Source organism: Snodgrassella sp. W8135 (genome assembly GCF_016101225.1).
In the GTDB taxonomy this organism is placed as follows: Bacteria; Pseudomonadota; Gammaproteobacteria; order Burkholderiales; family Neisseriaceae; genus Snodgrassella; species Snodgrassella alvi.
Map to the genome: position 1 here is coordinate 1 of NZ_JACFQX010000007.1, position 26,140 is coordinate 26,140.

The 26,140-nt window shown below is 39.7% G+C and carries 25 protein-coding genes and 1 tRNA gene; 10 read left to right on the top strand and 16 right to left on the bottom strand.

What is annotated here, in order from left to right; genetic code table 11:
• Nucleotides 1-809 precede the first annotated feature (809 nt).
• The 3 genes from H3T75_RS10220 (at nucleotide 810) to H3T75_RS10230 (ending at nucleotide 2,751) form a co-directional block, all read left to right on the top strand.
• Nucleotides 810-1,583 (top strand): energy transducer TonB, encoded by a 774-nt coding sequence (locus H3T75_RS10220; RefSeq protein WP_198211667.1) that lies wholly within the window; start codon nucleotides 810-812, stop codon nucleotides 1,581-1,583.
• A gap of 83 nt (nucleotides 1,584-1,666) precedes the next feature.
• Nucleotides 1,667-2,332 (top strand): MotA/TolQ/ExbB proton channel family protein, encoded by a 666-nt coding sequence (locus H3T75_RS10225; RefSeq protein ID WP_198211668.1) that lies wholly within the window; start codon nucleotides 1,667-1,669, stop codon nucleotides 2,330-2,332.
• A 2-nt stretch (nucleotides 2,333-2,334) separates the two neighbouring features.
• The gene (locus tag H3T75_RS10230; protein WP_025329707.1) at nucleotides 2,335-2,751 is read left to right on the top strand and encodes a biopolymer transporter ExbD; all 417 of its coding nucleotides are present in this window, start codon (nucleotides 2,335-2,337) and stop codon (nucleotides 2,749-2,751) included.
• A gap of 710 nt (nucleotides 2,752-3,461) precedes the next feature.
• On the opposite strand, the gene lpxA is transcribed toward H3T75_RS10230, so the two are convergent.
• The 13 genes from lpxA to rpsB form a co-directional block, all read right to left on the bottom strand.
• On the bottom strand, nucleotides 3,462-4,238 hold the full coding sequence (lpxA, locus tag H3T75_RS10235) for an acyl-ACP--UDP-N-acetylglucosamine O-acyltransferase (protein WP_078474541.1): 777 nt from the start codon (nucleotides 4,236-4,238) through the stop codon (nucleotides 3,462-3,464).
• Nucleotides 4,239-4,309: 71 nt separating this feature from the next.
• Nucleotides 4,310-4,768 (bottom strand): 3-hydroxyacyl-ACP dehydratase FabZ, encoded by a 459-nt coding sequence (fabZ, locus tag H3T75_RS10240; RefSeq protein WP_025329705.1) that lies wholly within the window; start codon nucleotides 4,766-4,768, stop codon nucleotides 4,310-4,312.
• A 4-nt stretch (nucleotides 4,769-4,772) separates the two neighbouring features.
• The gene (lpxD, locus tag H3T75_RS10245) at nucleotides 4,773-5,834 is read right to left on the bottom strand and encodes a UDP-3-O-(3-hydroxymyristoyl)glucosamine N-acyltransferase (protein ID WP_198211669.1); all 1,062 of its coding nucleotides are present in this window, start codon (nucleotides 5,832-5,834) and stop codon (nucleotides 4,773-4,775) included.
• A 9-nt stretch (nucleotides 5,835-5,843) separates the two neighbouring features.
• Entirely contained in the window at nucleotides 5,844-6,341 is a 498-nt protein-coding gene (locus tag H3T75_RS10250) for an OmpH family outer membrane protein (protein ID WP_084550540.1), read from the bottom strand.
• Nucleotides 6,342-6,365: 24 nt separating this feature from the next.
• On the bottom strand, nucleotides 6,366-8,741 hold the full coding sequence (gene bamA / locus H3T75_RS10255) for an outer membrane protein assembly factor BamA (RefSeq protein WP_198211670.1): 2,376 nt from the start codon (nucleotides 8,739-8,741) through the stop codon (nucleotides 6,366-6,368).
• Between the two features lie 3 nt (nucleotides 8,742-8,744).
• A complete protein-coding gene (gene rseP / locus H3T75_RS10260; RefSeq protein WP_078474544.1) occupies nucleotides 8,745-10,085 on the bottom strand; it encodes an RIP metalloprotease RseP in 1,341 nt (446 codons plus the stop codon).
• Between the two features lie 14 nt (nucleotides 10,086-10,099).
• Entirely contained in the window at nucleotides 10,100-11,302 is a 1,203-nt protein-coding gene (ispC, locus tag H3T75_RS10265) for a 1-deoxy-D-xylulose-5-phosphate reductoisomerase (RefSeq protein WP_198211671.1), read from the bottom strand.
• A gap of 7 nt (nucleotides 11,303-11,309) precedes the next feature.
• Nucleotides 11,310-12,119, bottom strand: coding sequence for a phosphatidate cytidylyltransferase (locus H3T75_RS10270; RefSeq protein ID WP_084550549.1), 810 nt, complete (start codon nucleotides 12,117-12,119; stop codon nucleotides 11,310-11,312).
• Nucleotides 12,120-12,127: 8 nt separating this feature from the next.
• Entirely contained in the window at nucleotides 12,128-12,874 is a 747-nt protein-coding gene (locus H3T75_RS10275) for an isoprenyl transferase (protein ID WP_084550617.1), read from the bottom strand.
• Nucleotides 12,875-12,905: 31 nt separating this feature from the next.
• Nucleotides 12,906-13,463 carry a ribosome recycling factor gene (frr, locus tag H3T75_RS10280; RefSeq protein WP_198211672.1) on the bottom strand — a complete coding sequence of 186 codons (558 nt, stop codon included), beginning with the start codon at nucleotides 13,461-13,463 and terminating at the stop codon, nucleotides 12,906-12,908.
• A 127-nt stretch (nucleotides 13,464-13,590) separates the two neighbouring features.
• Nucleotides 13,591-14,310 carry a UMP kinase gene (pyrH, locus tag H3T75_RS10285; protein WP_025329696.1) on the bottom strand — a complete coding sequence of 240 codons (720 nt, stop codon included), beginning with the start codon at nucleotides 14,308-14,310 and terminating at the stop codon, nucleotides 13,591-13,593.
• Between the two features lie 166 nt (nucleotides 14,311-14,476).
• Nucleotides 14,477-15,349: a translation elongation factor Ts gene (tsf, locus tag H3T75_RS10290; protein WP_078474547.1), complete on the bottom strand. Its 873-nt coding sequence runs from the start codon at nucleotides 15,347-15,349 to the stop codon at nucleotides 14,477-14,479.
• 113 nt (nucleotides 15,350-15,462) lie between these two features.
• Nucleotides 15,463-16,212 (bottom strand): 30S ribosomal protein S2, encoded by a 750-nt coding sequence (rpsB, locus tag H3T75_RS10295; RefSeq protein WP_025329694.1) that lies wholly within the window; start codon nucleotides 16,210-16,212, stop codon nucleotides 15,463-15,465.
• A 193-nt stretch (nucleotides 16,213-16,405) separates the two neighbouring features.
• Here rpsB and H3T75_RS10300 point away from each other — a divergent pair, with 193 nt between their 5' ends.
• Nucleotides 16,406-17,035 carry a 5-formyltetrahydrofolate cyclo-ligase gene (locus tag H3T75_RS10300; protein WP_078474548.1) on the top strand — a complete coding sequence of 210 codons (630 nt, stop codon included), beginning with the start codon at nucleotides 16,406-16,408 and terminating at the stop codon, nucleotides 17,033-17,035.
• Nucleotides 17,036-17,881: 846 nt separating this feature from the next.
• Here H3T75_RS10300 and nfsB read toward each other — a convergent pair.
• The 3 genes from nfsB to H3T75_RS10315 form a co-directional block, all read right to left on the bottom strand.
• On the bottom strand, nucleotides 17,882-18,526 hold the full coding sequence (gene nfsB, locus H3T75_RS10305; RefSeq protein WP_084584847.1) for an oxygen-insensitive NAD(P)H nitroreductase: 645 nt from the start codon (nucleotides 18,524-18,526) through the stop codon (nucleotides 17,882-17,884).
• 319 nt (nucleotides 18,527-18,845) lie between these two features.
• On the bottom strand, nucleotides 18,846-19,772 hold the full coding sequence (locus tag H3T75_RS10310; RefSeq protein WP_084584896.1) for a nuclease-related domain-containing protein: 927 nt from the start codon (nucleotides 19,770-19,772) through the stop codon (nucleotides 18,846-18,848).
• A gap of 279 nt (nucleotides 19,773-20,051) precedes the next feature.
• Nucleotides 20,052-20,136: transfer RNA gene (locus H3T75_RS10315), tRNA-Leu, on the bottom strand.
• A gap of 202 nt (nucleotides 20,137-20,338) precedes the next feature.
• Here H3T75_RS10315 and H3T75_RS10320 point away from each other — a divergent pair.
• The 6 genes from H3T75_RS10320 to H3T75_RS10345 all read left to right on the top strand — a co-directional run bounded on the left by H3T75_RS10320 (nucleotide 20,339) and on the right by H3T75_RS10345 (nucleotide 25,803).
• Entirely contained in the window at nucleotides 20,339-20,989 is a 651-nt protein-coding gene (locus H3T75_RS10320; protein ID WP_078474550.1) for an SCO family protein, read from the top strand.
• A 109-nt stretch (nucleotides 20,990-21,098) separates the two neighbouring features.
• Entirely contained in the window at nucleotides 21,099-21,752 is a 654-nt protein-coding gene (gene hisG / locus H3T75_RS10325; RefSeq protein WP_025329689.1) for an ATP phosphoribosyltransferase, read from the top strand.
• Between the two features lie 26 nt (nucleotides 21,753-21,778).
• Nucleotides 21,779-23,266: an NYN domain-containing protein gene (locus H3T75_RS10330; protein WP_198211673.1), complete on the top strand. Its 1,488-nt coding sequence runs from the start codon at nucleotides 21,779-21,781 to the stop codon at nucleotides 23,264-23,266.
• 48 nt (nucleotides 23,267-23,314) lie between these two features.
• On the top strand, nucleotides 23,315-24,604 hold the full coding sequence (hisD, locus tag H3T75_RS10335; protein WP_174829657.1) for a histidinol dehydrogenase: 1,290 nt from the start codon (nucleotides 23,315-23,317) through the stop codon (nucleotides 24,602-24,604).
• Between the two features lie 378 nt (nucleotides 24,605-24,982).
• Nucleotides 24,983-25,369 (top strand): VOC family protein, encoded by a 387-nt coding sequence (locus H3T75_RS10340; protein WP_198211674.1) that lies wholly within the window; start codon nucleotides 24,983-24,985, stop codon nucleotides 25,367-25,369.
• A 263-nt stretch (nucleotides 25,370-25,632) separates the two neighbouring features.
• Nucleotides 25,633-25,803, top strand: coding sequence for a hypothetical protein (locus H3T75_RS10345; protein ID WP_172397057.1), 171 nt, complete (start codon nucleotides 25,633-25,635; stop codon nucleotides 25,801-25,803).
• The last annotated feature ends 337 nt before the right edge of the window (nucleotides 25,804-26,140 follow it).

Here is a 26,140-nt window from a genome sequence, read left to right on the forward strand (position 1 = left end):
CGCCTCCACAAATCCCCTGTCAACTCCTGCCTGCATTTATTTTTGACTTCCTCCTCATTCAACTGTTTTTCCTGAGTTTATTTTTTGCTCCTTTGACTCAGTTTTGCGGTTTTATTTGACTCCACTATCTGCCGATTGGGATGTTGACTTGTTTATAGCCTCTATTTCCTTTTACTTGTGACTAGATGACTCTTCTTATATTTGTATTTGGCACTTTTATATGTATATGCTCACTTTAAATTATTGTGGACTACTTCGACTCTGGCTTTATTGATTAAACCAAATTTAATTTAGTTATATTTAAGGCTATCGTTTCTATATAGAGTTCCAGTAAAGTTTTTTGTTGTTAAAATATATCAATTAAATAATTAACTTAACTTTTATCTTGTACTTTATGAACTCTATACTCTATAGATGTGTCCTATAGCTATTTTTCTAACTTTAGTCTGCTGCAATTTTTTATATTTTGATTTTGTCGAATTGTATTAGCTAAATTTAGAGATACAGATATATATAAAGATAAAGCGGTTTTTCTGTTACCTTAAATTAATAGTTCTAATATAATTCCGATAATCAGATAATTTTCTATTTTAATTAATCTTATATTTTGTTTTTAAATATTAAGTATAGAATCAAGTCATAATTATATTGTTTTGATAATTGTATATAGGTGTATTAAAGCTTTAAATACGATCTGTTTATGCTTTAACAAGCTTATAAATTGCTCAATCTGACTGATTAACGCAGTCTTATGTTTTAGTGTTAAGTTATATTGCAAATAATAATGGTTTCTATTATCATGCAATGATATGGAAAACCAACGCAAAGTCAATTTTTTAATTGTTATTCTAGTGCTGGGCGTGCATGCTATTTTATTTTGGACAATAGCATTTAATGAACAGCAGATTAAAGTTGATAATAATATACAAGCACTGAATTTTGTTGATTTAGGCATAAGCTCGGATATGGCTGGCAAGATTGCTGACGATGTTCCTCAACAACCCGAATCTCAACATCATGTTGTGCATAAACAGACGGTAAAAACACCGCCTAGAAAAGTGCTACCTGAAAAAACTGTGATAAAACCTGTAGCAACTAGCAAAGTACAAAGTCAATTTAAAGTTACTCCACCCAAAGAGGATGAACCGAAGCTGATACCTGCAGTAGCAAAATCATCGCCAATAGCGCCTGCACCTAGCAACAATGTTCCAGATGCTACTTCTGCAAATACTGGCGGAAAATCAGATTCCAAATCTGCAAATGGTAAAAACAGCAGTGATCAGTCTGCTGGTAGCTTAGTTGTGCCAAAAGAATATCAGGGAGGTTATCTGGCTACATTAAACCCGGATTATCCGTATGACGCTCGGAGTAATGGGGAAGAAGGTGTGGTGGGTATAAAGGTTTATGTAGGTGCAGACGGAAAAGCACTTAATGTCACTATAAGTAAAAGTAGTGGCTATAGCCGTCTTGACCGGGCTGCTAAGCAGGCAATACTGAGATATCGTTTTAAACCAGCTACGCGCGGTGGTATTCCAATCTCTTATAACTATCAGTTTAATATAAAATTCAAAATATCAGATTGATAAAAAATAACGATAAGTAATGTAATTTTTGTATTTTAAATGATTTAGTTAAATCATTATTAACTTTGAAGGTAATTATTCTTATGGATGGTAATATTGCTTCAATTTATGCTCAAAGCGGTTGGATTTTGCTAACTGTTCTGGCTATTCTTGTCTTGATGAGCATTATAACCTGGATTATTGCTTTGGTTCGATGCTGGAGTTTATGGTGCGCAAGGCGGGATAATCGCATAGCTTTAAATTGCTTTGAGACAGCTGAGAATCTGGTTCAATTGCAACATGAACTGGCTGAAAACCATTCACCGGTGGCTTTACTGACTCGTGATGCATTACACGCAAGTAAGCTTTATCATAATAAAGCTAATCACTCTTTGGCTGCGGCCATGCCCTTTAACCGCTACCTTACCAGTCAGATTCGTAATAGTATGGAACAGATTATGCGCCACTATGAGAGTGGACTGACTGTATTGGCATCAATAAGTTCAAGTGCTCCATTTATCGGATTATTTGGGACTGTATGGGGTATTTATCATGCTTTAATTAATATTGGTCATAGCGGACAGATGAGTATTGCTGCTGTAGCTGGTCCTATAGGTGAGGCATTAATTTCTACTGCCATAGGTTTATTTGCAGCGATTCCAGCTTTACTGTTTTACAATGGTCTGGTACGCAGCAAGAAAAATTTAAGTCGTGATCTTGATGGTTTTGCTCATGATTTACATGCACAATTATTAAATAATGAGGAATAGTGATGGCATTCGGTCATTTCAGTGATGATGAGGTACATGAATCAGCTGATATTAATGTAACGCCGCTGGTTGATGTAATGCTGGTACTCTTGATTGTCTTTATGATTACGATGCCAGTATTAACTCATTCTATCCCGTTAACTTTACCTACCACCGCTAATCCTACGGAGCAAACAGAACCAAAATCTCCATTACGCTTATCGATTGGTGCTGACGGGCAATATAAATTAGGCGAACAAACACTTTCCCTAACTCAACTAAAAAATGATTTACATCTGAAGGCTCAGGCAGATCCAGAACTAGTACTGGCGATAGCTGCTGATAAACACGTTGCTTATGATCATGTTGCTCAGGTATTAGCCGCTGCTCGGGATGCAGGTTTGGTAAAAGTTGGCTTTGTTACGGAAGATAAATCGTAAATTAAATATCTCAATATAATTCTATTAAATGGACTTTCTGTCGAGGAAAGTCCATTTTTTAATAGATTATTGTTATTGCAATATAATTAATTAAATAATACTACAATAAAATTTGACATCATAATTATATACTTAAACTATTTTTGTATCCGTTTGCGCGTATTAAATAATTATTCATAATTACTGATATCAATATAGTTGCGTATATTATTTCTAGTGGGAAGGAATATCATATTACTGAGTGGAGACTATTCATATAATCGATAATATAGGCACTAATAAAATCTACATGATGTCATTTTTTCCTTAGTCTTTTATCACCGCCCTTTTCTTTTTTATTTGTTTTTAGAAAAGTGCTGAACTGATGATGTCCAATATTTCAAAAAATATATTTATAACCATTCAAACGATTGATTCTCCCTTTTATATTTATAATGAAATTTTCACGATATAAGTATTAATAAAAGCAATATATCAATATTGCTTTCCAGAGTTATGGAATAACAGAGTTTATTATTCAGCAGATTTTTCTGAGGTACTTATTAAAATAACTTGTAAAATTTAGATATTGTTATGTAGTAAATTTCATGTAAAAATTTTCTAGATTATTAAATAATCCATCTATTAAATATCTGTATTTAGATTTCTATCTTTAAAAGTAAAACAGGTAGATTAATTTTTGATTATCTACCTGTTGTATTTCGCCTGATCTAACGAATAATGCCACGTGTTGATTGTGCAAAAAATTCTTTAAACACATGTAATTCAGGTGCTGAATCTGCTTCAGCAATAATTCTGGCTTTAGCATCAGCATAAGCCAATCCCTGGCGGTAAAGAATTTTATACAGACGTTTGATGTTGGCAATTTGTTCTGATGCAAATTGGTGCCGGCGTAAACCTTCAGTGTTAAGTCCGGCTGGCTCGGCACGATAACCAGCAGCCATAACATACGGGGGCACATCTTTATGCACACCGGCAGCAAAAGCTGTCATAGCATAATCGCCAATTTGACAAAATTGATGTACAAGTGAGAAACCGCCCAGTATTACATAGTCACCGATAACAACGTGTCCTGCAAGCGATGCATTGTTGGCAAAAACTGTATGATTGCCGACAACACAGTCATGAGCCAAATGAACATAAGCCATTATCCAGTTATCATCACCTATACGAGTTTCACCAATACCGGTAACGGTACCCGTATTGAAGGTGGTAAATTCACGGATGGTGTTATGGTTACCAATAATAAGTCTTGTTGGTTCCCCATGGTATTTTTTATCCTGTGGGATTGCTCCCAGTGAAGCAAACTGAAAAATTCGATTGCCTTCACCAATAGTAGTGTGCCCGTCAATAACAACATGCGGTCCGATATCGGTATTAGCTCCAATCTGCACGTTTGCACCGATTATGGTATAGGCTCCCACAGATACGCTACTATCGAGTTCTGCTTTGGGATCAATAATGGCTGTGGGATGAATCTGCGTCATGTATATTTCCTGCTGTCGTGGTTAACGACTAGTTTAATCATAGATGATTAATATTTTTAGTGATGTATTTTTTATTTTTCTACCTTGCGTTTGGCACACATGATTTCAGCTTCTGCCGCAACCTGATTATCTACTAAAGCAACAGCCTTGAATTTACCGATATCACGTTTGTTTGCCAATAATTTAACTTCGAATTTCAGCTGATCGCCGGGAACAACCTGACGCTTGAAACGGGCATTATCGATGCCTACAAAAAAATAAATTTCATCATCGTCACGACCACCATGACTTAAAATAGCCAGTGTTCCACATGCCTGTGCCATAGCTTCAATAATCAACACACCAGGCATAACCGGAAAATCAGGAAAATGACCAAGAAAAAAAGGTTCATTAGCTGTGACATTTTTAATTGCACTCAAAGTCATGGCTTCACTGTCGTAAGCGATAACACGATCAATCAGTAAAAACGGATAACGATGAGGTAATAATTTCTGCAGGGTACGAATATCTAAAGGTAAAGACCAATCCATTGCTTTAATCCTGTTGGTTTGATGAATTGCCGTTTAATTCGGCTAATTGATGTTCCAAGGCTTTTATTTTTTGACTCATTTCATGTAAATGACGAATATGGGCAGCATTTTTTACCCAGTCACTATGTTTTTGTAACGGAAAAATAGAAGCATAGTATCCGCTTTCCTTAATACTGTGACTGACAGCTGTAGCAGCACCAATAGTTGTTTTCGGCGGAATGTGTAAATGACCACCAATCATTGCTGCACCGCCGATAACTGAATAAGCACCAACTTCTGTACTACCGGCAATGCCTGTACAGGCTACAATAGCTACATGAGCACCGATTTTGCCGTTATGGCCAATCATCACCTGATTATCAATTTTGGCATCATTTTCTATGATGGTGTTTTCAATTGCTCCGCGGTCAATTGTGGTGTTGGCTCCAATTTCGACATCATCGCCAAGAATCACGCAACCGGTCTGAACAATTTTAAACCATTCATTTTTCTGTTTGTCCCATGCAAAACCGAACCCATCAGCACCAATAACACATCCTGAATGCAGTTCTACCCGGTTACCCAGTATACAACCATGATAAATGGTTACATTAGCATGAATAACACAGTCATTACCCACCGTACAATCATCTTCAATAACAGCGCCAGCCAGAATGCGTGTGTTTTCACCAATGATACAGCGCTCACCAATAACAACATGAGCACCAATTTCGCAACTGGCTGCAATTTTTGCAGATGGTGCAACTACTGCACTGGGATGGATAGATGCTTTAGCCTGAATGCGAGGATGAAACAAACGGGCAACTTGGGCAAAGTAGAGATAAGGATCATCAGTAACAATCAGTGTACGATCAGTTAAAACTTCGGCAGATTTTTCGGTAACAATCAGTACCCCAGCCTTACTGGCCAATGCTTCTGCACGCAAACGCGGATTACTGAGAAAGCTGATATCGTTTGCTTGCGCCTGTTGTAATGAAGTAATTCTGGTAATAATGACATCACTGCCACGCAATTGTCCGCCCAGCTGTTCAACTAAAGCGGCAGCGGTTATCTGGTTTACAGCCATATTTCTGCCTTACTGTTTTTGTGCATTTAATGCTTTAATAACAGCATCAGTGATATCAAATTTACTGTTAACAAATATGGCATCTTGTATGATCAAATCATATCCTTCTTTTCGTGCCATTTCGATAATAACTTTATTGGCATTTTGCTGAAGTGAGGCAAATTCTTCATTACGACGCAGGTTGTAATCTTCTGCCAGTTTTGCAGCTGCTTCTTTATATTGTTCATCCATTTGCAGCATTTGTTTTATTTTTGCTTCACGCTCGGCCGCCGGAACTTTCCCTGATTCAATTGCTTCTTTTAGTTTCAGCCCTTCAGCTTGCATGGCTTGCAGTTTTTTCTGCAACGGCGCAAATTCTTTATCAAGATCTTTCTGAATAGACTGAGCCTGAACAGATTGCTGATAAACACGGCTGGTATCAATAAAACCGAGCTTTTGTATGCTTTCTGCCCATGCAAAAGAGCAGGAAAGTACAGCAGCAAATGTTAAAACAATTTTTTTAAACATAAATTTGTCCTTATCTAGCTGCGATTAGAACGTAGTTCCCAACTGGAACTGGAAGCGTTGTATTTGATCTTCCGATTTTTTATGAATTGGATAAGCATAACTGAATTTCAGTGGTCCCATAGGTGACAACCAAGTAACGGCTAAACCAGCAGAATAACGTACTTCGTTACCAATACTTGATTTATGTGTTTTGGAGCCGCCATAAGGATTTTTTTCATCATAATAGTTATAAGTTTTGTTATCCCACACACTACCGGCATCTGCAAACATGCTGAGGCGGACAGTATGCTGATCTTTAATTCCCGGAAACGGGAACAGCAGTTCTGCAGTTGCAGTAGCAATATAATTACCACCATAACTGCTGGAATCACTACTATATGAACCGTCACTGTATCGGTTAAAGTATTTCGGACCAAGTGTACCAGACTCATAACCACGTACTGAACCTAAACCACCGCCATTAAAAGCATACATAAATGGCAAATCCTTGGTTTTTCCATAGCCATCCGCATAACCAAGCTGTCCATATAGCATAAGGGTAAAGTTTTTATTTATCGGGAAATACCAGCGCTGGTCATGACTAATGCTGTAATATTGTAAATCGCCGCCGGGTAAACCACTGTTAATATTAGCATTCATTATGTAGCCGCGAGTAGGCCATAATGAACTGTCTGTGGTATTACGACCCCAGCCGACAGTACCTTTTAATATCCAGTTATCCTTACCATATTTCTGAACAAATTCAGCATAACGCTGCGGCGCATATTCGCCATACAAATTAACGGCCAGATGCTCTGCACCAAGACTGAAATTAACTCGGTCATACTCGGTAATCGGTACGCCCATGGTCATTGCTGCACCAATGGTCGTGGTTTTATAGTCCATTGAGTTACTGTCTGATTTGCTGGGGTTATAACCACGATAGTACAGGTTATACCCTAGACTGACACCATCAGGAGTGAAATACGGATCTGTAAAGGAAAGAGCCGCAACCTGATTAACCTTGGAGCGGGATAGTTGCAGACTAGCCGATTTACCAGTACCAAACAAATTATCCTGTGCAATACCTGCTGACAGCAGCAAACCGTCATCCTGCGCCCAACCGGCACCAACATTAATAGAACCGGTTGATCTCTCTTTGACACTCATATCCAGATCAACCTGATCTGGTGTACCTGCTACAGGCTTAACATCTACTTGAGCATTATCAAAATAGCCTAATTGCTGAACACGCTCTTTGGAACGGTTAATTTTCGATACATCATAGGGAGCGCGTTCCATTTGCCGCAATTCACGCCGTAGTACCTCATCACGGGTTTTGTTGTTACCTGTAATATTGATCTGATTAACATAGACTTTACGATCAGGAACGACGTTTAGTACAAAATCGACAACATGTGTATTTTCATTGGGTACAGGGCGAACATCTACCTGACAGAAAGCATAACCTGAGCTACCCATTTTGTCCTGAATTGCTCTGATGATATTAATCATCTGTGAGCGGTTATACCATCTTCCCTGTTTGATTTTAACCAATTGCTGTAATGATTCTGCGGGTACTTCACGGGTATCACCGCCAACAGTTACATTACCCCAGCGATAGCGTTCGCCTTCATTTACTGTGATGTTAATCATCTGAGCAGTATTATCTTCACTGCTGTTTACTTTAACATCAGCAATACGGAAATTCAGATACCCATGATCCTGATAATAATTATTGATTTTATCCAGATCCTGTTGTAACTGGGTATCTGAATAACGATCATCCCTAGTTAACCAGCTTGTCCAGCTTTTCTGGCTTAATGACATCTGTTTACGCAAAGTATGGGCAGAATAGTGTTTATTACCACTAAAATTAATTGATTTGATGGTTGTCGTTGCACCTTCATCTATTTTCAGCTCAAGTGCAACACGATTACGTTCCAGCCTAGTAACCTTGGGAGTAATTTTTACCGCATTTTTACCACGCTGGCGATAGGCGTCCTGCAAGCCTACTATTGCCTGCTCTAATATAGCCGGATTAAATACGCGTGATTGCCCCAGACCAAAACCACTCAGGTTTTTCTTAATATCATTATTATTGATGGATTTACCGCCGGTAACATCAAAGCTGCTGATAATTGGCCGTTCCACTACAGTTAACAGGACCTGATTACCCATGGTTTCAACCCGTACATCATCAAAAAAACCTGTTGCATACAGTTTTTTGATAATCTCTTCACCCTCCGTATCGGTAAAAGTATCACCAATTTTAACCGGAAGGTAACTGAAAACAGTTGTGGGAGCTGTACGCTGTAAACCCTCTACCCGAATGTCTTTTATGGTAAACGGTTCGACTGCTAAAGCCAGTGAAGACAGGCCCAGAGCCATTAAACTGACAGTAATCTGTTTTAATTTCATCATTCATCCAAACAAACGGGTAATATCATTGAAGAAAGCTACCAACATTAACATTAACATGGCAGCAATACCAAAACGCAACCCCATTTCCTGTATACGCAAACTCAGGGGTCTGCCACGAATCCACTCGATGGCATAATACAGTAAATGCCCCCCGTCTAATACGGGAACGGGTAATAAATTGAGTACGCCAAGACTTACGCTAACCAGAGCTAGAAATTCTGTATAACTTTGCCAGCCCATAGCAGCAGTTTTGCCAGCCACATCTGCAATAGTCAATGGACCGGAAAGATAATGCAGCGATGCCTGACCAGTAAGTAATTTAGCAAACATGGAAAGAGTAAGTGTAATGTAATCCCACGTGCGTTGCATAGCCAATCGTGCGGATTCAAAAAAACCAGGCTGATAATGCTGGCGAATCTGGGCATCCCATGTTTTATCACGCATGGCACCTACACCAACCTGACCAATAATTGCTCCCTTTTCAAGCACTGATTCCGGTCGCAGGCTAGTTTGCAGAATCTGTCCGTTTCGCTGATAACTAATGTCAAGTTTTGCACCAGCACTGGCCCGGATACTGTCTACCCAATCCTGCCAGCCAGTAAGTTTGCGTCCATTAATGGTCAATAAAATATCACCTGTACGCAGACCAGCTTTAGCTGCGACACTATCCGGTATAACCATACCTATCTGATTAACGACTTTGAAAGGTGCAATACCCAGATAACCGGTTTTGGCAACATTAGCAGCAGCATCGGTACCGGCAATATTCAGTTGCCGCTGCTGCGGTTGTCCGGCTGCATTGATAACATCAACCTGAACTTTGCCGCTATCCAGATTAAGCATAATTTTAGCCTGAGCATCCGTCCAGTCTGTGACAGCCTGTCCGTTAACACTATTGATACGGTCGCCTTGCTGAAAACCTGCATCAGCAGCTACTGTAGCTGGCTCAACCATACCCACCCAGGGGCGAATTTGAGTAATACCACCTATGCTGAAACTTGCTGCATACAGCAGTACAGCTAATATCAGGTTCGTCAACGGACCGGCAACAACGATTGCAATACGTTTAAGAGGATGCTGCTTATCAAAAGCATAAGGTAAATCAGCTTCACTGACATCTCCTTCACGGGTATCAACCATTTTGACATACCCCCCGAGAGGGATGGGTGCCAGACACCATTCGATATTGCCGCGTTTTAAACAAAAAAATGGTTTACCAAAACCAATACTAAAACGCAGTACTTTAACACCACACCAGCGAGCCACAACCAGATGGCCTAATTCGTGCAAGCTTACCAGCAGTAAAATTGCTACAATAAAAGCAAATATGGTTAATAACATGGTTTATCCTGTTCTCATCCGGCAGACCGGCCAGCTATCCATGCACTTGCTACACTACGCACCCGTGTATCAAGTTGCAAGAGTTCTTCTATAGAAGACGCAGTTTGCCCGCTAAAATATTGCAGACAGTTATCAACTACTGACGCTATATCAACAAACTGAATGTTTCTGTCCAGAAAGGCAGCTACGGCAACTTCATTAGCTGCATTCAGCACACATGAACTGGCCGGATTATTGCTGTGTAATACATCATAAGCCAGTTTCAAGCATGGAAAACGTACGAAATCCGGTGCCAAAAAGTGTAAACCACTTAAACTGGTAAAATCCAGCTGTTCAACCCCTGAATCAATTCTGTCTGGTAAGCCCAGACAATGTGCAATCGGAATACGCATATCCGGTTTACCCATTTGAGCCAGTACAGAACCATCTCGGTAACGAACCATGCTGTGTATCACACTTTGCGGATGAATAATCACTTCCAGCTGTTCAGCAGCAGCATTAAATAACCAGTGAGCCTCAATTAACTCAAGGCCCTTATTCATCATACTAGCTGAATCAACAGAAATTTTGCGACCCATCTGCCAGTTTGGATGGCGTATTGCAGCCTCTGGGGTAATAGCCACAAAATCTGCCAGTGCGGTGTGCAGAAAAGGACCACCTGATGCCGTTAAAACCAGCGATGCTACGCCAACATGCTCCAAATTTCCCTGATAATTATCAGGTAATGCCTGAAAAATAGCATTATGCTCACTATCTACAGGTAACAGCCGTGCACCGTACTGCTGAACAGTCTGCATAAATAAGGCACCGGCGACTACCAGGGTTTCTTTATTTGCCAGATAAATAGTCTTACCGGCTTTCGCTGCTGCTAACGTAGGTCTTAAGCCGGCGGCACCGACAATAGCAGCCATGACAGCATCAGTTTCACTATCCTGTGCAACATCGCACAGAGCCTGTTCTCCAAATAAAACCTCTGTAGTAACAGCAGCAGTCTGTAATTGTACTCGCAGAACATCCGCCTGCGCAGCGGTGGCAACCACAGCGTAAACTGGATGATAACGAATACACAGTTCTGCCAGACGATCAATTTTCTGGTGTGCGGTTAACGCAAAAACAGAAAACCGTTCAGGATGGCGCCCAATAACATCAAGAGTACTCTGACCAATGCTGCCAGTCGCTCCCAGAATAGTTATAGAAGTAGGATTATAACCACTCATCAAAAAATCACTTTACACTAAAACAGGCTATCAAGGCGGCATAAACACTCAGTACAGCAATCAGGGAATCTATCCGATCAAACACACCACCATGTCCGGGTAAAAGCTGGCTGCTGTCTTTTACACCACCGGCACGCTTTAACCAGCTTTCCAGCAAATCACCGCAGATACTGACTGCAGTCAGAACAAAAGCCAGACACAGGGTTTGCCACCAAGGTAGAATAACCGGTAACCAGCCTTGCTGTTGCAGGACAATTGTATAGATAGCAACACAAATAACCGCACCAATAGCACCTTCCCAGCTTTTATTCGGACTGATAGTTGGAGCCAGTTTACGTTTACCTACAGCCCTTCCGACAAAATAGGCAGCAATATCGGCAATCCACACTAATGCCATGATCGATAAAAGAGCACCGGCAGCTTTAGTATCCGGCCGCAAAGAAATTAATGCCTGCCAGAAGGGCACCATTAATAGCCAGCCAATCATGACACCAAACAAGTTGGCTCTGATCTTCCATTTAAATTTTAACCAGACTGGTACGATAATCAGCCAGAACAGCAAAACCATTATCTGTGCCCAGAGTGGTAATGCCGTCTGCTGATAATAAAAATAAAGACATCCACCGCCTACTGCGCTGACCAGCAGATAGAGGGCATTCTGTATGTTCGTGAAATGGGCAATACGGGCATATTCCCATAAAGCCAGTAAGGCAATCAGACCGCTAAATGCAGCCCATAAACTGTTGTTAGCCCCGAACAACATACCTATCATTAAGGGCAGTAAAACCAGAGCAGTAAGAATACGTTGTTTGAGCATAAATAAATTTAGAGTCGCTGTTGGGTAAGTGGCAACTGCTCCGAGGTTCTGCCAAACCGTCTCTCCCGTTCCTGATAGGAACGTACAGCATTAGCCAGCTGAGATTCATCAAAATCCGGCCACAGAACTGGCGTAAAATATAACTCGGTATAAGCCAGTTGCCATAGAAGAAAATTACTGATACGGGTTTCGCCGCCTGTACGGATAAATAAATCCGGTTCGGGAGCATAACCAAGTGACAGATATGGCAGGATGCTGGTTTCAGTCAGTTTGGTATCTCCGGCCTGAATAGCCTGATTAACCGCCTGCAAAATATCCCAGCGACCACCATAATCAGCAGCTATAGTCAGAGTTAGCCCGGTATTGGCTGCTGTCAATGCTTCTGCTTCTTCAATCCCGTGTACGATTTCTGCTGCAAAACGGCTGCGATCACCAATGACACGCAGACGCAGATTATTTTTATGCAATTTTTGTACCCGTTTTTGCAATGACTGCAAAAACAGCCCCATCAGAAAATTAACTTCGTCCATAGGACGACGCCAGTTTTCAGTAGAAAAAGCAAAGACTGTCAGATACTCCACACCCATACGTGCGCAGTTTGCTGTCATTTCTTCCAGCATTTCCAGCCCTTTTTTATGCCCCATAATCCGTGGCATCAGACGTTTTTTAGCCCAACGTCCGTTACCGTCCATAATAACGGCAATATGCCTCGGAATTTCGGTATGTTCGGGCACACTCTGAGTACTACTAGTAATCAAAATACATCCTTTACTGCAATTATATAGTTCAGATTGCCATCAGATCGGCTTCTTTAGTTGCCAGCATCTTATCAATTTCAGCAATGTATTTATCAGTAAGCTTCTGAATACCTTCTTCACCGCGACGAACTTCGTCTTCACTGATTTCTTTGTCTTTATGCAGACGTTTGAGGTCATTATTGGCATCACGTCGTATATTACGCACGACTACCCGACCATCTTCAGCTTCACCACGGACTACTTTAATCAGATCTTTGCGTCGCTCTTCGGTAAGCATTGGCATGGGTACGCGAATCAGATCACCCATTGCAGCCGGATTCAGGCTAAGATTTGAGTTACGAATAGCCTTTTCGATAACAGCAGCCATTTTACTTTCATAGGGTTTCACCCCGATGGTGCGAGCATCCAGCAAGGTTACACTGGCAACCTGACTAACAGATACCATGCTTCCGTAATATTCTACCTCAACCTGATCTAGTAAACCGGTATGAGCGCGCCCTGTACGAACTTTAGACAGATTATCGCGCAATACATCCAGTGATTTCTGCATTTTGGTTTCAGCAGTGCGTTGAATTTCGTTAATCATGAATATTCCTGTCTGACCTGACAGCATTTATTTCAATTTTCTCAAATTTTTGCTGTCAGAAAATGGCAAACGCGCATACTAACGCAGTTATACGCGTCACCACAAGTTTAGTTAAGCAGTCTGATGTTTATACATGGACTAATGTACCTTCATCTTCACCCCAGATAACCCGTTTAAGTGCTCCCGGTTTGAAGATGCCGAATACCACAATATTCAGTTTCTGTTCACGGCATAAAGCAAATGCCGTGGCATCCATTACTTTCAGATTCTGGCTAATTGCCTCATCAAAAGTAATTTGCTGATAACGTTTGGCCTCAGGGTTGGTTTTAGGATCAGCAGTATAAACCCCATCAACATTGGTTGCCTTTAACATAATATCACAATTCATTTCTACTCCACGTAAACTTGCTGCGGTATCTGTAGTAAAAAACGGATTGCCGGTTCCTGCTGCAAAAATCACCACTTTACCCTCTTCCAGATACTGGATCGCTTTCGGGCGTGCATAAGTTTCTGCTACCTGCTGCATACTCAGTGCTGACTGCACTCTGGCTTTAACCTGCTGACTTTCAAATGCTTCTTTCAGAGCCAGTGCATTCATCACCGTAGCCATCATGCCCATGTAATCGGCGGTAGCACGTTCCATGCCTTTGGCTGATTGCGCCATTCCGCGAAAAATGTTACCGCCGCCAATAACAATAGCCACTTCTACACCCATATCGACCACTTCTTTAACCTGTGCAGTGATTTGCATAATGGTATCGCGATTGATACCAAAAGCATCCGGCCCCATCAGGGACTCTCCGGATAATTTCAATAATACACGTTTGTATTTTGCTGGTTTGGTCATGATCATTCTTTCTGTCAGTTTGCCATTAGATGTTTAACAGCGATCGATAAATTTAAAAAAATGGGAACTTTTATTTCAGCTATCTCAACCTGAGTAAACAGATAACTCAAAAAAAAGCACCCTGATTCAGGAGCCTGAATCCAGAGTGCCCGTGGCATAAACAGCCTTATACTTTAGAAGCAGCGGCTACTTCAGCAGCATAATCCACTTCTTTTTTCTCAATACCTTCACCAACATGGAATGCAACAAAACGACTTACTTCAGCATTTTGTTCTTTCAGGAATTTTTCCACAGTCTGGTCAGGATTAATAACGAACTGCTGACCCAGCAGAGTTACTTCAGCCAGGAATTTCTGTACCCGGCCTTCAACCATTTTTTCAATGATATTTGCCGGTTTGCCGGAAGCTGCAGCCTGCTCTTCATAAATGTGGCGTTCTTTTGCCACAATTTCCGGGTTCACTTCAGCAGCAGAAACGCATTGTGGTTTGGATGCAGCAATGTGCATGGCTACCTGACGGATAGCTTGTGCATCGCCACCTTTGTGTTCTACCAGTACACCGATTTTGGTACCGTGCATATAGGTTACTAAACTGTTATCAGTTTCAATTCGTTCAAACCGTCGTACAGTGATATTTTCACCCAGCTTAGCAATAACAGCTTTACGAGCTTCTTCAACAGTAACGCCATCATCTGTTTTGGCTTCAGCCAATGCTTCCAGTGTAGCAGGGTTGTGCACGGCAACAGCTTTAGCCACAGCCTGAGCAAATGCCATAAAGCTGGCATCTTTGGCAACGAAATCTGTTTCACAGTTAATTTCAGCAACTGCACCTACTTTGCCATCCACGTATTCAGCAACTACACCTTCTGCTGCAGTACGGCCAGCCAGCTTACCAGCTTTGGCACCGGATTTAATGCGCAGAATTTCTTCGGCTTTTTCCATATTACCTTCGGCTTCTACCAAAGCTTTTTTGCATTCCATCATGCCCAAACCGGTAGCAGCACGCAAATCACCTACCATTTTTGCAGTAATTGCAGCCATGTTTTACTCCTTAAACTTAATTATGCTCAGCCAAACAGATATCAGGCTGAAAAATTGTTTTAAAAAAAGGGGCACTAACGTCCCCTTCTTTTACAAAGATATGAGATAACTAATTATTCAGCAGCAGTTGCAGCCTGTTTTTCCTCTGCGGCCTGAGCAGCCTGAACCACTTCCTGTAAAGACTGAGCTTTACCTTCCAGAATGGCATCAGCAATACCACGGCAGTACAAACGAATTGCCTTAGCTGAGTCGTCATTACCCGGAATTACATATTTAACATCATCAGGGCTGTTATTGGTATCAACCACAGCGATAACCGGAATACCCAGTTTAGCTGCCTCTACCAAAGTACCTTTCTGATAACCGGTATCGATAACGAAAATTGCATCAGGCAGGCCTTTCATATCTTTGATACCACCCAGAGAACGTTCCAGCTTAGCAACTTCACGCTGCATTTCCAATACTTCTTTTTTACCGTAACCGGCTTCAGTAGCATTTTCCAGCGCAACAGTTTTTTCTTCCAGACGTTTAATAGACTGTTTTACGGTTTTGTAGTTAGTCAGCATACCGCCCAACCAGCGATGATCAACATAAGGAGCACCGGCGCGGGTAGCTTCTTCCTTAACGATATCACGTGCCTGACGTTTAGTACCTACGAACAGTACAGTTCCTTTATTGGCAGCCAGACGACGTACTACATCCTGAGCCTCTACAAACATCGGCAGGGTTTTTTCCAGATTGATGATATGGATTTTGTTACGCGCACCAAAAATGTACTCAGCCATTTTCGGATTCCAGTAACGTGTCTGATGACCAAAGTGTACGCCTGCTTCCAGCATCTGGCGCATAGTAATTTGTGACATAATAATCTATCCTTAAAAGGGTTAAAGCCTGACACTGCCACGCATAGAACTCTGTAACAGAGCACCCTTTCGCGTACAGTGCGAGCGTTGTTTATTTTTACCGAGGTAAAACATTCAGATGATACAGAAAAAAAGCAGTTACGGCAAGTATGCAGCTTTACGGTTTCCTGCCTGGGTATTAACAGGCTAAATTATGCAGATACATACAGATAAAAGACAACAGCGTAGTTATTTACGCCGGCAGCGTCAGCAGTTAAAGGATGATATACGTCAGCATGCTACTACCCGAATTAACCGCCTACTCTATCCTCTGATCCGACGTGAAAAACGGATAGCCGTATACTGGGCAGTAGGCAGTGAATTATCACTGTGGTCATTTATTATTACTGCTCAGAAACGCGGAGCAACAGTTTATTTGCCTTATATTGCAGCCAGACAACGACAATTATGGTTTACTCCCTGCCCTATCCTCTCTCATAGGCAAGCTACAGCTCGTTTTATGGCTCAGTACGGTTTAAAACAAAAGCGCGGTTTAATTCCTCAATTTCATGGTCAGCGGATTCGGGCTCGCTATTTACATACTCTGATTGTGCCGTTGCTGGGAATTGATCAAAAAGGTAATCGTCTGGGACAGGGCGGGGGTTATTACGATGCCACACTTTCAGCATTACAATCCTGGCAACCGAAATTAATAGGGGCTGGTTTTGCCTGCCAGCGGTTACAAGAAATTCAAACTGAAAAGCATGATATCAAAATACCTTATTTTGTCTGTGAACAAGGTGTTGTGCACTTTAAGCTGGGTATAAATAAATTATCTGCCTGAATATTTATACAGAAAATGGTTTTAGTATTTAAGATACTTTTAAAAGTATAAATAAGGCGATAAATTTAATTTCAAAAATCTTAAATAGATTGTAAAATAAAATATTATGCAAAGGTAATATTTTTAAATGAAGATATTGCGGGATATATTTATTAGAGCTTGGCTTATGATTTCCTGATGATATGCTAATTGAACTATCTAAAGATAAAAAATTTTGGCTCCAAAGAATAGAAAATACGGTTTAGCTGGAATAAACGGTTATTTATCTGAATATAAACCAGTCTTATTAAATTTTATCTTTCAAGATAATTTATTCTATGATTTTTTATTTTAAAGATGATTTTATTATGCTTAAACCAGACAGGATAACTGTATTAATTATTAATAATATCAACAAAATTCAGAGTAAGAATTAGAAACTGTAAACTATCAGTATCACCTTGGTTAATACAATACACTTTATCTGCTGATGCAAAATATACCATTTAGATTCAAGAGAAAGTTTTGACTATTATTCCGCAGAAATTTAAAAGAAAAAGATAAAAATTAAATGATTATTTTCTTTAAGCTTCAGCGTTATTAAACAATATTATTCAGCAAGTTTTCTCTTCGTTGTTATCATTTAGTAATCAGGAATTTAGCTGTCTCGTTATTTCTGAATAGATCCCATTTTAAACTAAATCAAATCAATTATAAGGTTAGCTAAGTCTTATATTCGAAGGTGCTACCGACAAATATATAATTCAGCACATAAGTACAATTTTCTTAGAAGGCAAAACAATAAAATACGGATATCAGTATATTTATTGTTTTGCCCGATAATCGGTAATAGTCTGGAACTAATAATTACAAGCGAGTAAATATCTGCTCTTCAGGCAGGCGTGATTTTGGCCGGGTAGCATTACTGTCATTAGCGGCACGATAGCCAAGACTGACTACCAGTACGCTTTTCAACCCCTGCTGTTGCAGACCAAGAATTTCATCCATTTTCTGATCATCAAAGCCTTCAATTGCTGTTGAATCGATACCAATAACAGCTGCTGCAAATAATAACTGCCCCAATACAATATATAACTGTCTGCTTTCCCACTCAAGCTGGCTATGTGGTGTCGCGCTATTTTTATTAACATAAAAATGGCGACCTTTATCCATCATTTCCTTGATTTCACCTTCTTCGAAACGACCATCCTTTTCTTCCTGAGCCAGTACATTCTGTAAATGCTGCTCATCCAGGGGAGTTTTAGCACAGAATATTAAGGTATGTGATGAATCAGCTACCCGCGGATGATTCATTTCTACAATTGCCGGCATGATTTTGGCACGAGCATCGTCATTATCCACTACAAAAAAATGCCAAGGCTGTGAATTTACTGATGAAGGGCTGTTTCTGATAACTTCAAATAGTTGCGCCAATTGCTCTGCCGGAATTTTTTTTGTTTTATCATAATGTTTGGTCGTATAACGCTGTTTGGATATATCAGTAATATTCATTGTCTGGATTCCTGTTGTTTCTCAATAATTATTAAATAATTCAATTAATTATTTTAATTCAAAAATAATAATCATATTGATTAAATAGGTAAGGATACTCATAAAATATATATAACCACTATATATAATATACCGGCTATATAAATCAATTAGCTTACATTAATATATATTTGAATATGGTACTTCTGAAAAATTTTACCAATAGTATTTTATGTAAAAAATTGTTCAGTAAAATAATAATGTTCATGGTATACATTACTTTTAAACCAGTATATTTAGTGTATCTAACTTCTCAATAACATACTGAAATCATCACTATTCATTGTTGTTTAATTTTTTGCTGACACTGATAACAATATATTTTACCGCCAAATATATTTTTATGATTCCGGCAATAATCAACTACGCCTGATGAAATATTTTTATGACACATGGAGCAAAAATAATAAGTTGCTGAACTCAAATTTTCATTTTGTGGATGAGCTATATGAGCTGATTTAGTTATCAATTGATCAGATGACTTATTCAAACCAAAATAACTTGGCCAGTCATATCGTGCTGGTTGATGCAACTGCACCAGCTGACGGGCAAATTTTTGTATACTGGCAATTGGTGCCGTACGGATAAAACTTAAGATACCCGCGGGTTTGCTTAACTGCTGTACTTTTGTTTGCAATTGCTCATTTTTTATTACGCTGTCCAATCCAGAAACTGGATTTCGGGGACGCCGGACACAGGCATCGTTAGAGACGAGTATCAGGCTATATAATGACGGACGCAATTTTCTGCCAAAACGGATGGGCAGCTGAATCTTATCTGAAAGTAATAAATTATTCAGCAGGCTGATATGACGTCGGTTTTGTTCAAGAGGAGAAGACATTCCCTGTTCATTACCTTCATATATACGTGAAAACTCACCCTGCTCATTAATAATCAGGCTGCCAGTTATTCTTTTACTTTCACATACAAATATTTGTAGATAGCGGTTAATCAGCAAATGGTCGATTTGTGCCACTTTTCCCTGATACTTTAATCTTAAATCATTAATAATTACCCATTCGGAATGATTGCCAAAATGAAACTGCAGCTGATAAGCAGATTCTGCTTCACCTTTGATTCCCGAACGGATTAACCGCAGATGATGTTCAATATGCTGACGCGTCTGCTGTGTTAGATCAGACCGTTGCAATAGCTGGTGGAGTATTTCTATGTCTTTTACTTTACTGTCAGCCTGCTTAAAAATCATTTTTAGAATTCAATTGCAATAATTAGTGATAGATGTCTGTCTGGGTCTGATATGGGGTTTTCTATGATTGTCCGGTAAATGATAAAACCACCGGAAACCAAAAGAGTCGTATTATATTTAATAATACGACTCACTAGCTATAATGATTATGCCAAATAAGCTATTATGTTTTTCTCATGATTTAGCTATCAAGTTTGATAAATTTCTGCATATCATTAGTCTGACAGGCTGTTAACTGCGAAAATAAAAAAACCGCTGTTATCAGCGGTTTTCAGAATCTGGTGCCCAGGGACGGACTCGAACCGTCACACCTTGCGGCGGGGGATTTTGAGTCCCCTGCGTCTACCAATTTCGCCACCTGGGCTAGCGAAGAAGACGCATTATAACGGATTTTCCATGGCTGTAAAGAATTTTTTTTATGGTAAAAAATTTTTTTAACTGATTCTGAATAAAATATTGATTTTATTTTTGGATTTTTTTATATTTTACTTATTAATTTTAAAATTAAAAAATTTCTGAATTTTAAATATTTATTTAAAGTTCATTTTTGTATTATTATTAACTTTATGCTTAACATACAAAATTTTCTGGCTGTATTAACATCCGCGATTTTATTGGGTGCCTGCCAGCCTCAGTCGGCAGTTAACAATGCTCAGCCAGCAAGTGCTGATTCAGCCAAACCACTGCATCAGTATAATTTTGAAGGCAGTGATGTACGCGATGCCGGCTTGGGTGGTAAAGATTTTTCCTTGCTTGGTTCTGACGGTAAAACAGTACATCTGCGTGATTTTCAGGGTAAAATAGTAGTATTAGTGTTCGGTTATACCCATTGTCCGGATGTTTGCCCGACTAATCTGCTTGCTTACGCAGATGCAATAAATCAGCTAGGTGAGCAGGGAAAACAGGTACAGGTATTGTTTATTACGGTTGATCCGCTGCGTGATACACCACAGGTTATGGAAGCTTATGCTCCAGCATTTAATCCTGACTTTATTGGTTTAACTGTAAATAAACAACATCAGCAAGAGCTTAATAACGTTATTAATCAGTATAAAATTGCTGTACATAAAGTAGCAGGCAGTAGTTCCGGTGAATATTTAATGGATCACAGCACAGGAACATATTTAATTGATAAACAAGGCCGTACCGTAGTTTATGAACCACACAGCCAGACAGCGGCACAATTGGCTCATGACATAAAACAATTACTGGATTAAAATTATTTAATTATTATTTTTATAATTTCTGCAAACTTATTTTTCTGCAAAAATAATTTATTGTTTAATAAGTTTGCTTTTATGTATATTATTCAACACTGACAAAAAAATGACTGTACAATTAACCATAGCGTTATCTAAAGGTCGAATTTATGAAGAAACCCTGCCATTACTCGCTGCGGCAGGAATTAATGCTATTGAAGACCCGGAAGAGTCACGTAAACTGATTATTAATACTAATCATGACAATATCCGTTTAATCATTGTTCGGGCAACAGATGTGCCTACATATGTGCAATACGGAGCAGCTGATTTTGGAATCGCTGGAAAAGATGTTTTAATTGAACATGATGGCGACGGATTATATCAACCTTTGGACTTGAATATTGCCCGTTGCAGAATGATGGTAGCCGTACGCAAAGGGTTTGACTACGCAGCAGCTTCACAACCCGGCTGCCGTTTACGCGTAGCCAGTAAATACCCTAATATTGCGGCTGAACATTTTGCCGGCAAAGGCGTACACATTGATTTAATTAAATTATATGGTTCAATGGAGCTGGCACCTCTGGTAGGGCTGGCTGATGCAATTGTTGATTTGGTTTCGACAGGTAATACGTTAAAGGCAAATAACCTAGAGGCTGTAGAGCATGTTGTAGATATTTCCAGCCGGCTGGTCGTAAATAAGGCAGCCTTAAAGCTGAAATATGCAGCTATACAACCAATTATTAATGTATTTACTAGTGCACGAAATCACGAAATTTAAATTTTTTATTAACAGGAATTCTATAAATGACTACGGAAAATTCGGCCAAACTGGCAGTACTTATTGATGCTGATAATGCTTCAGCCAGTATTGTTGAATCTTTACTGGAAGAGATTGCCAAATACGGTATTGCCAGCGTTAAACGCATTTATGGCGACTGGAGCAGCGGCCTGTCCAAATGGAAAGATGCACTGTTACCACACGCTATTACCCCTGTACAGCAATTTGCCTATACTAAGGGAAAAAATGCCACTGATATGGCTATGGTAATTGATGCCATGGATTTATTATACAGTAATACTTTTGACGGCTTCTGTATTGTATCCAGTGACAGTGATTTTACCCGTCTGGCTTCCCGTATTCGTGAAAATGGTCTGACTGTTTATGGTTTCGGGCAGAAAAAAACGCCCGAATCTTTCCGTAAAGCATGTGATAAATTTATTTATACTGAGAATTTACTTAGCCATACCACAGTAGATATCGGTGAAGATAAAGCCCAGACACCGATTTTCCGCAATAAACGCAAAACTCCGGCTGAGCTGAAACAGGATACTGCACTGATGAATCTGTTCCGCAATGCAGTGAAGGAGCATGCAGATGATGATGGCTGGACATCACTGGGTGTTATCGGTCAGTATATCAACAAGGTAAATTCCGATTTCGATGCACGTAATTATGGTTATACCAAACTCTCTTATCTGATCAGTGCCATCGATATTTTTGAAACTCAGATGCACGGCAATCATTTATGGCTGCGTCTGAAAAAACGCAATAGTAGCCTTGCGCCTAAAACAGAAAGCAAACCTTACACATCGGTTAGTGAGCCGACAGCTTTCCAGCAGAATAATGATGCACCCCTGGTTATTACCATTCCGGCAGTCAGCACAGCCATGCCGGCAGAAAAAGTAAGTGTAACCATAGAGCCGGAAGAAAAAAGCAAGGCTAAAGAACCGGTGCTGGTACAGATTGAAACCAGAGCTCCGGAATTCACCAATTATGAAAAGGGCCGGGAAGATCAGACTAAACGCGGCCGTGGCCGTCCTCGCAAAACAGTATTCGAAACGACGGTAACTCCTGCGGAAAGTAGCCGTGGTCGTGGTCGTCCGGCAAAATCCGGTTTCAATAACCGCTCATCCAAATCCGGTCGTTCTTCTGGTGAAACATCCAGCCAGCACCACTGGAACCGTCTGGTGCCGATGGTACAAAAGGCCATTGAAAGAACCTGTGATATTGAAGGCTGGGCGACAGTGAGCTCAGTTGCTCGCGAGCTGGTAACCAGCGATGGCGGCTTTAATGCTAAAGACTATGGTTTTGACAATGCCAATAATGCTATCTCGGCAATTAGCAGTGAGTGGGTAGACAGCCGTAAGGCCGGCCGTGGCTTACGGGTACGGGTAGTAAAACCTTATGATATTGAAGTAGATGGTAATACTATTCCGGCTCATGAACTGGCCGCTAAATCAAAAACACCGGTTATCGATGAAGATGACGATAATTTCGGCAACAATTTTTAATTAATGATATCAGGATCGGGCAGCTCAGGCTGCCCGATATACATAGGCATGAAATATATTTCCACGCTGGATGCTGATTTTAAAGCCCAGCTAACTGCATTACAGGCATTCGAAACTGCACAGGATCCGCAAGTGGATGTAGCTGTAGCCGCTATTTGTACAGATGTGCAGCAACGCGGTGATGCAGCTGTAATTGAATATACTAATCGTTTTGATCACACACAGGCTCAGTCTATGGCTGATCTGACATTAAGTCAGACAGATCTGGCTGCAGCATTTGCCCGTCTGCCGGCAGATGTGCAGACAGCTTTACAAACTGCTGCTAAACGGATTGAAAGCTATCATCAGCACCAGAAACAGCAATCATGGCAATATGAAGATGAAAATGGTACTTTACTGGGGCAGCAAATTACTGCTCTGGACAGAGTAGGTATTTATGTACCTGGCGGTAAAGCGGCTTATCCAAGCTCAGTGATGATGAATGCTATGCCGGCACATGTAGCCGGTGTCGCTGAAATTGTGATGGTTGTGCCGATGCCATATGGAGAGAGAAATGATATTGTTCTGGCAGCAGCTTATGTAGCCGGAGTAACTCAAGTCTTTACTATAGGTGGCGCTCAGGCCATAGCAGCTTTAGCTTATGGAACACAAAGTATTGCTCAGGTTGATAAAATTACCGGACCCGGCAATGCTTATGTTGCTGCAGCCAAAAGGCGGGTATTTGGTGTTGTTGGTATTGATATGGTTGCCGGCCCCAGTGAGATTCTGGTGATTGCTGATGGTACTACTCCGGCCAAATGGGTGGCTATGGATCTATTCAGTCAGGCAGAGCATGATGAAATTGCACAGGCTATACTGATTACAACCAATGCAGATTATGCTCAGGAAGTAGAAGCTCAGATGAAGGAGTTACTGGCACAGATGCCACGCAAGGATATCATTGAAGCTTCACTGACTAATCGCGGAGCCATTATTCAGGCTCAGAATCTGGATGAAGCATGTGATATTGCCAATTATCTGGCCCCTGAGCATCTGGAGCTTTCTGTAGCTGAACCACAAAAATGGGCACCGAAAATCCGGCATGCCGGTGCTATTTTTATGGGGCAATATACCAGTGAGAGTCTGGGAGATTATTGTGCCGGCCCTAATCACGTATTACCAACCAGCCGTACTGCTCGGTTTGCTTCCCCGCTGGGTGTATACGATTTTCAAAAACGCAGCAGTCTGATTCAGGTTTCTGCTGAGGGTGCCCGACAGTTAGGACAAATTGCCAGCATTCTGGCACATGGTGAAGGCCTGACTGCACACGCAAGGTCTGCTGAACTGCGTATGGAATAAAGATTTTATTCACACGTGCCAATGCTTCAATAGCATTGGCATTTTTATTTATGTTGTGTGACTAACTATTTCATGCAGATTTTAATCTATTTCTGGAATCTGTGTTTAAGCTGAACCCAGATGATTGAAAATACAAACTCTAATAATAATACGATAATAATTTAAATCAAATATCATAAAAATAAGCAATTTTCTAATAAAAAACCTAAAAATATTTTGTATTTTTATATGCTGAATGTTTTCAGACTACAATACTAAACGTAAATTTAAACAATTATTTGTAAGTGTCATTTTTCTCTTTTGACACACTCTGGTAAGCTGGGCTTATACTGAATTATGAATACACTGCTATTCCAATTTTATAGTAAGGAGTTAATAATGCAGATTAAAAGACTGGATCATCTGGTATTAACTGTTAAAGATATTCAAGCCTCCTGCGCTTTTTATGCTGATGTACTTGGCATGCAGGTAAGTACATTTGCAGATAATCGTACTGCTTTGCATTTTGGTCAGATGAAGATTAATTTACATCAGCAAGGACATGAATTTGAACCTAAAGCGAAACACCCTACTCCCGGTTCTGCTGACTTGTGCTTTATTGTAGAGCAGACTCTGGATGAAGTAATGGCTGTTTTACATCAGCATAATATTCTATTAGAACTAGAGCCAACTTCTCGTACCGGAGCTTGTGGAAAAATTACTTCGATTTATATTCGTGATCCGGATAATAATCTGATTGAATTATCGAATTATTCAAATCAATAAATTTACCCGGATAATTTATTACTAACAAAAACATTCGAACATGATAACTAAATACCTAATGATTATTTATTGCTTAAAATAAATAAGTTAATCATAATAAATAAATTTAAATAATATCTAAACATATATTTTCCAAATTTTATTATATTAATTCATATAAAATTTTTATAAAATATTTTATATATGGTATTGCAATTGTAAAATCTATTCATATATTATTATTGCATCAATTCGATGTTTATTTCTATATTTGGAGATTTTATATGCAAAAAAAACCTTTAGGAACGACTTGTAAGACGGGTGAAAAATGTCCTGAAAGTGGTGTTTGGAAAGTCCAAGAAGAACCATCAACAACCGCTCCTATTGCCGTAGGTAATACATTTCCACCCTATCGTGGCAAAGCTGTTACTTGGGTATTAATTATGTACGCTTAGTATAAAAAAGCCTAAATCTTTAGATTTAGGCTTTTTTATACTGTTTAATAATTATTCAATAATATGTTCAATTACTTAGTTTATATGTTTATAGTTAAAAATTTTACTAAATACTAACAATCCACTATAACAACTGTTAAATACCTTGAGCAAAAGCTGAATTAAACTAACTACAATTTTTGAAATTTATTTACTCTAATCAAACAAATCAAAATGTAATAACTAACGTGCAATGCGATTGTCTACTTAATAATATATTCTACCTAGAATAAGCTCAATTTCTAAATACAAAGCAATCTTAAATTATTATAATATCCAAGAAATTATAATTCTATTC

Bases quoted from the DNA above. Each gene is read 5' to 3' on its own strand.
- H3T75_RS10225 (WP_198211668.1), top strand. From the start codon at position 1,667: ATGGATGGTAATATTGCTTCAATTTATGCTCAAAGCGGTTGGATTTTG.
- H3T75_RS10300 (WP_078474548.1), top strand. From the start codon at position 16,406: ATGCAGATACATACAGATAAAAGACAACAGCGTAGTTATTTACGCCGG.
- H3T75_RS10340 (WP_198211674.1), top strand. From the start codon at position 24,983: ATGCAGATTAAAAGACTGGATCATCTGGTATTAACTGTTAAAGATATT.
- ispC (WP_198211671.1), bottom strand. From the start codon at position 11,302: ATGAGTGGTTATAATCCTACTTCTATAACTATTCTGGGAGCGACTGGC.
- pyrH (WP_025329696.1), bottom strand. From the start codon at position 14,310: ATGACCAAACCAGCAAAATACAAACGTGTATTATTGAAATTATCCGGA.
- hisD (WP_174829657.1), top strand. From the start codon at position 23,315: ATGAAATATATTTCCACGCTGGATGCTGATTTTAAAGCCCAGCTAACT.
- H3T75_RS10270 (WP_084550549.1), bottom strand. From the start codon at position 12,119: ATGCTCAAACAACGTATTCTTACTGCTCTGGTTTTACTGCCCTTAATG.
- rpsB (WP_025329694.1), bottom strand. From the start codon at position 16,212: ATGTCACAAATTACTATGCGCCAGATGCTGGAAGCAGGCGTACACTTT.
- bamA (WP_198211670.1), bottom strand. From the start codon at position 8,741: ATGAAATTAAAACAGATTACTGTCAGTTTAATGGCTCTGGGCCTGTCT.
- rseP (WP_078474544.1), bottom strand. From the start codon at position 10,085: ATGTTATTAACCATATTTGCTTTTATTGTAGCAATTTTACTGCTGGTA.
- H3T75_RS10230 (WP_025329707.1), top strand. From the start codon at position 2,335: ATGGCATTCGGTCATTTCAGTGATGATGAGGTACATGAATCAGCTGAT.
- frr (WP_198211672.1), bottom strand. From the start codon at position 13,463: ATGATTAACGAAATTCAACGCACTGCTGAAACCAAAATGCAGAAATCA.
- nfsB (WP_084584847.1), bottom strand. From the start codon at position 18,526: ATGAATATTACTGATATATCCAAACAGCGTTATACGACCAAACATTAT.
- H3T75_RS10330 (WP_198211673.1), top strand. From the start codon at position 21,779: ATGACTACGGAAAATTCGGCCAAACTGGCAGTACTTATTGATGCTGAT.
- fabZ (WP_025329705.1), bottom strand. From the start codon at position 4,768: ATGGATTGGTCTTTACCTTTAGATATTCGTACCCTGCAGAAATTATTA.
- H3T75_RS10345 (WP_172397057.1), top strand. From the start codon at position 25,633: ATGCAAAAAAAACCTTTAGGAACGACTTGTAAGACGGGTGAAAAATGT.
- H3T75_RS10250 (WP_084550540.1), bottom strand. From the start codon at position 6,341: ATGTTTAAAAAAATTGTTTTAACATTTGCTGCTGTACTTTCCTGCTCT.
- hisG (WP_025329689.1), top strand. From the start codon at position 21,099: ATGACTGTACAATTAACCATAGCGTTATCTAAAGGTCGAATTTATGAA.
- H3T75_RS10220 (WP_198211667.1), top strand. From the start codon at position 810: ATGGAAAACCAACGCAAAGTCAATTTTTTAATTGTTATTCTAGTGCTG.
- tsf (WP_078474547.1), bottom strand. From the start codon at position 15,349: ATGGCTGCAATTACTGCAAAAATGGTAGGTGATTTGCGTGCTGCTACC.
- lpxD (WP_198211669.1), bottom strand. From the start codon at position 5,834: ATGGCTGTAAACCAGATAACCGCTGCCGCTTTAGTTGAACAGCTGGGC.
- lpxA (WP_078474541.1), bottom strand. From the start codon at position 4,238: ATGACGCAGATTCATCCCACAGCCATTATTGATCCCAAAGCAGAACTC.
- H3T75_RS10320 (WP_078474550.1), top strand. From the start codon at position 20,339: ATGCTTAACATACAAAATTTTCTGGCTGTATTAACATCCGCGATTTTA.
- H3T75_RS10310 (WP_084584896.1), bottom strand. From the start codon at position 19,772: ATGATTTTTAAGCAGGCTGACAGTAAAGTAAAAGACATAGAAATACTC.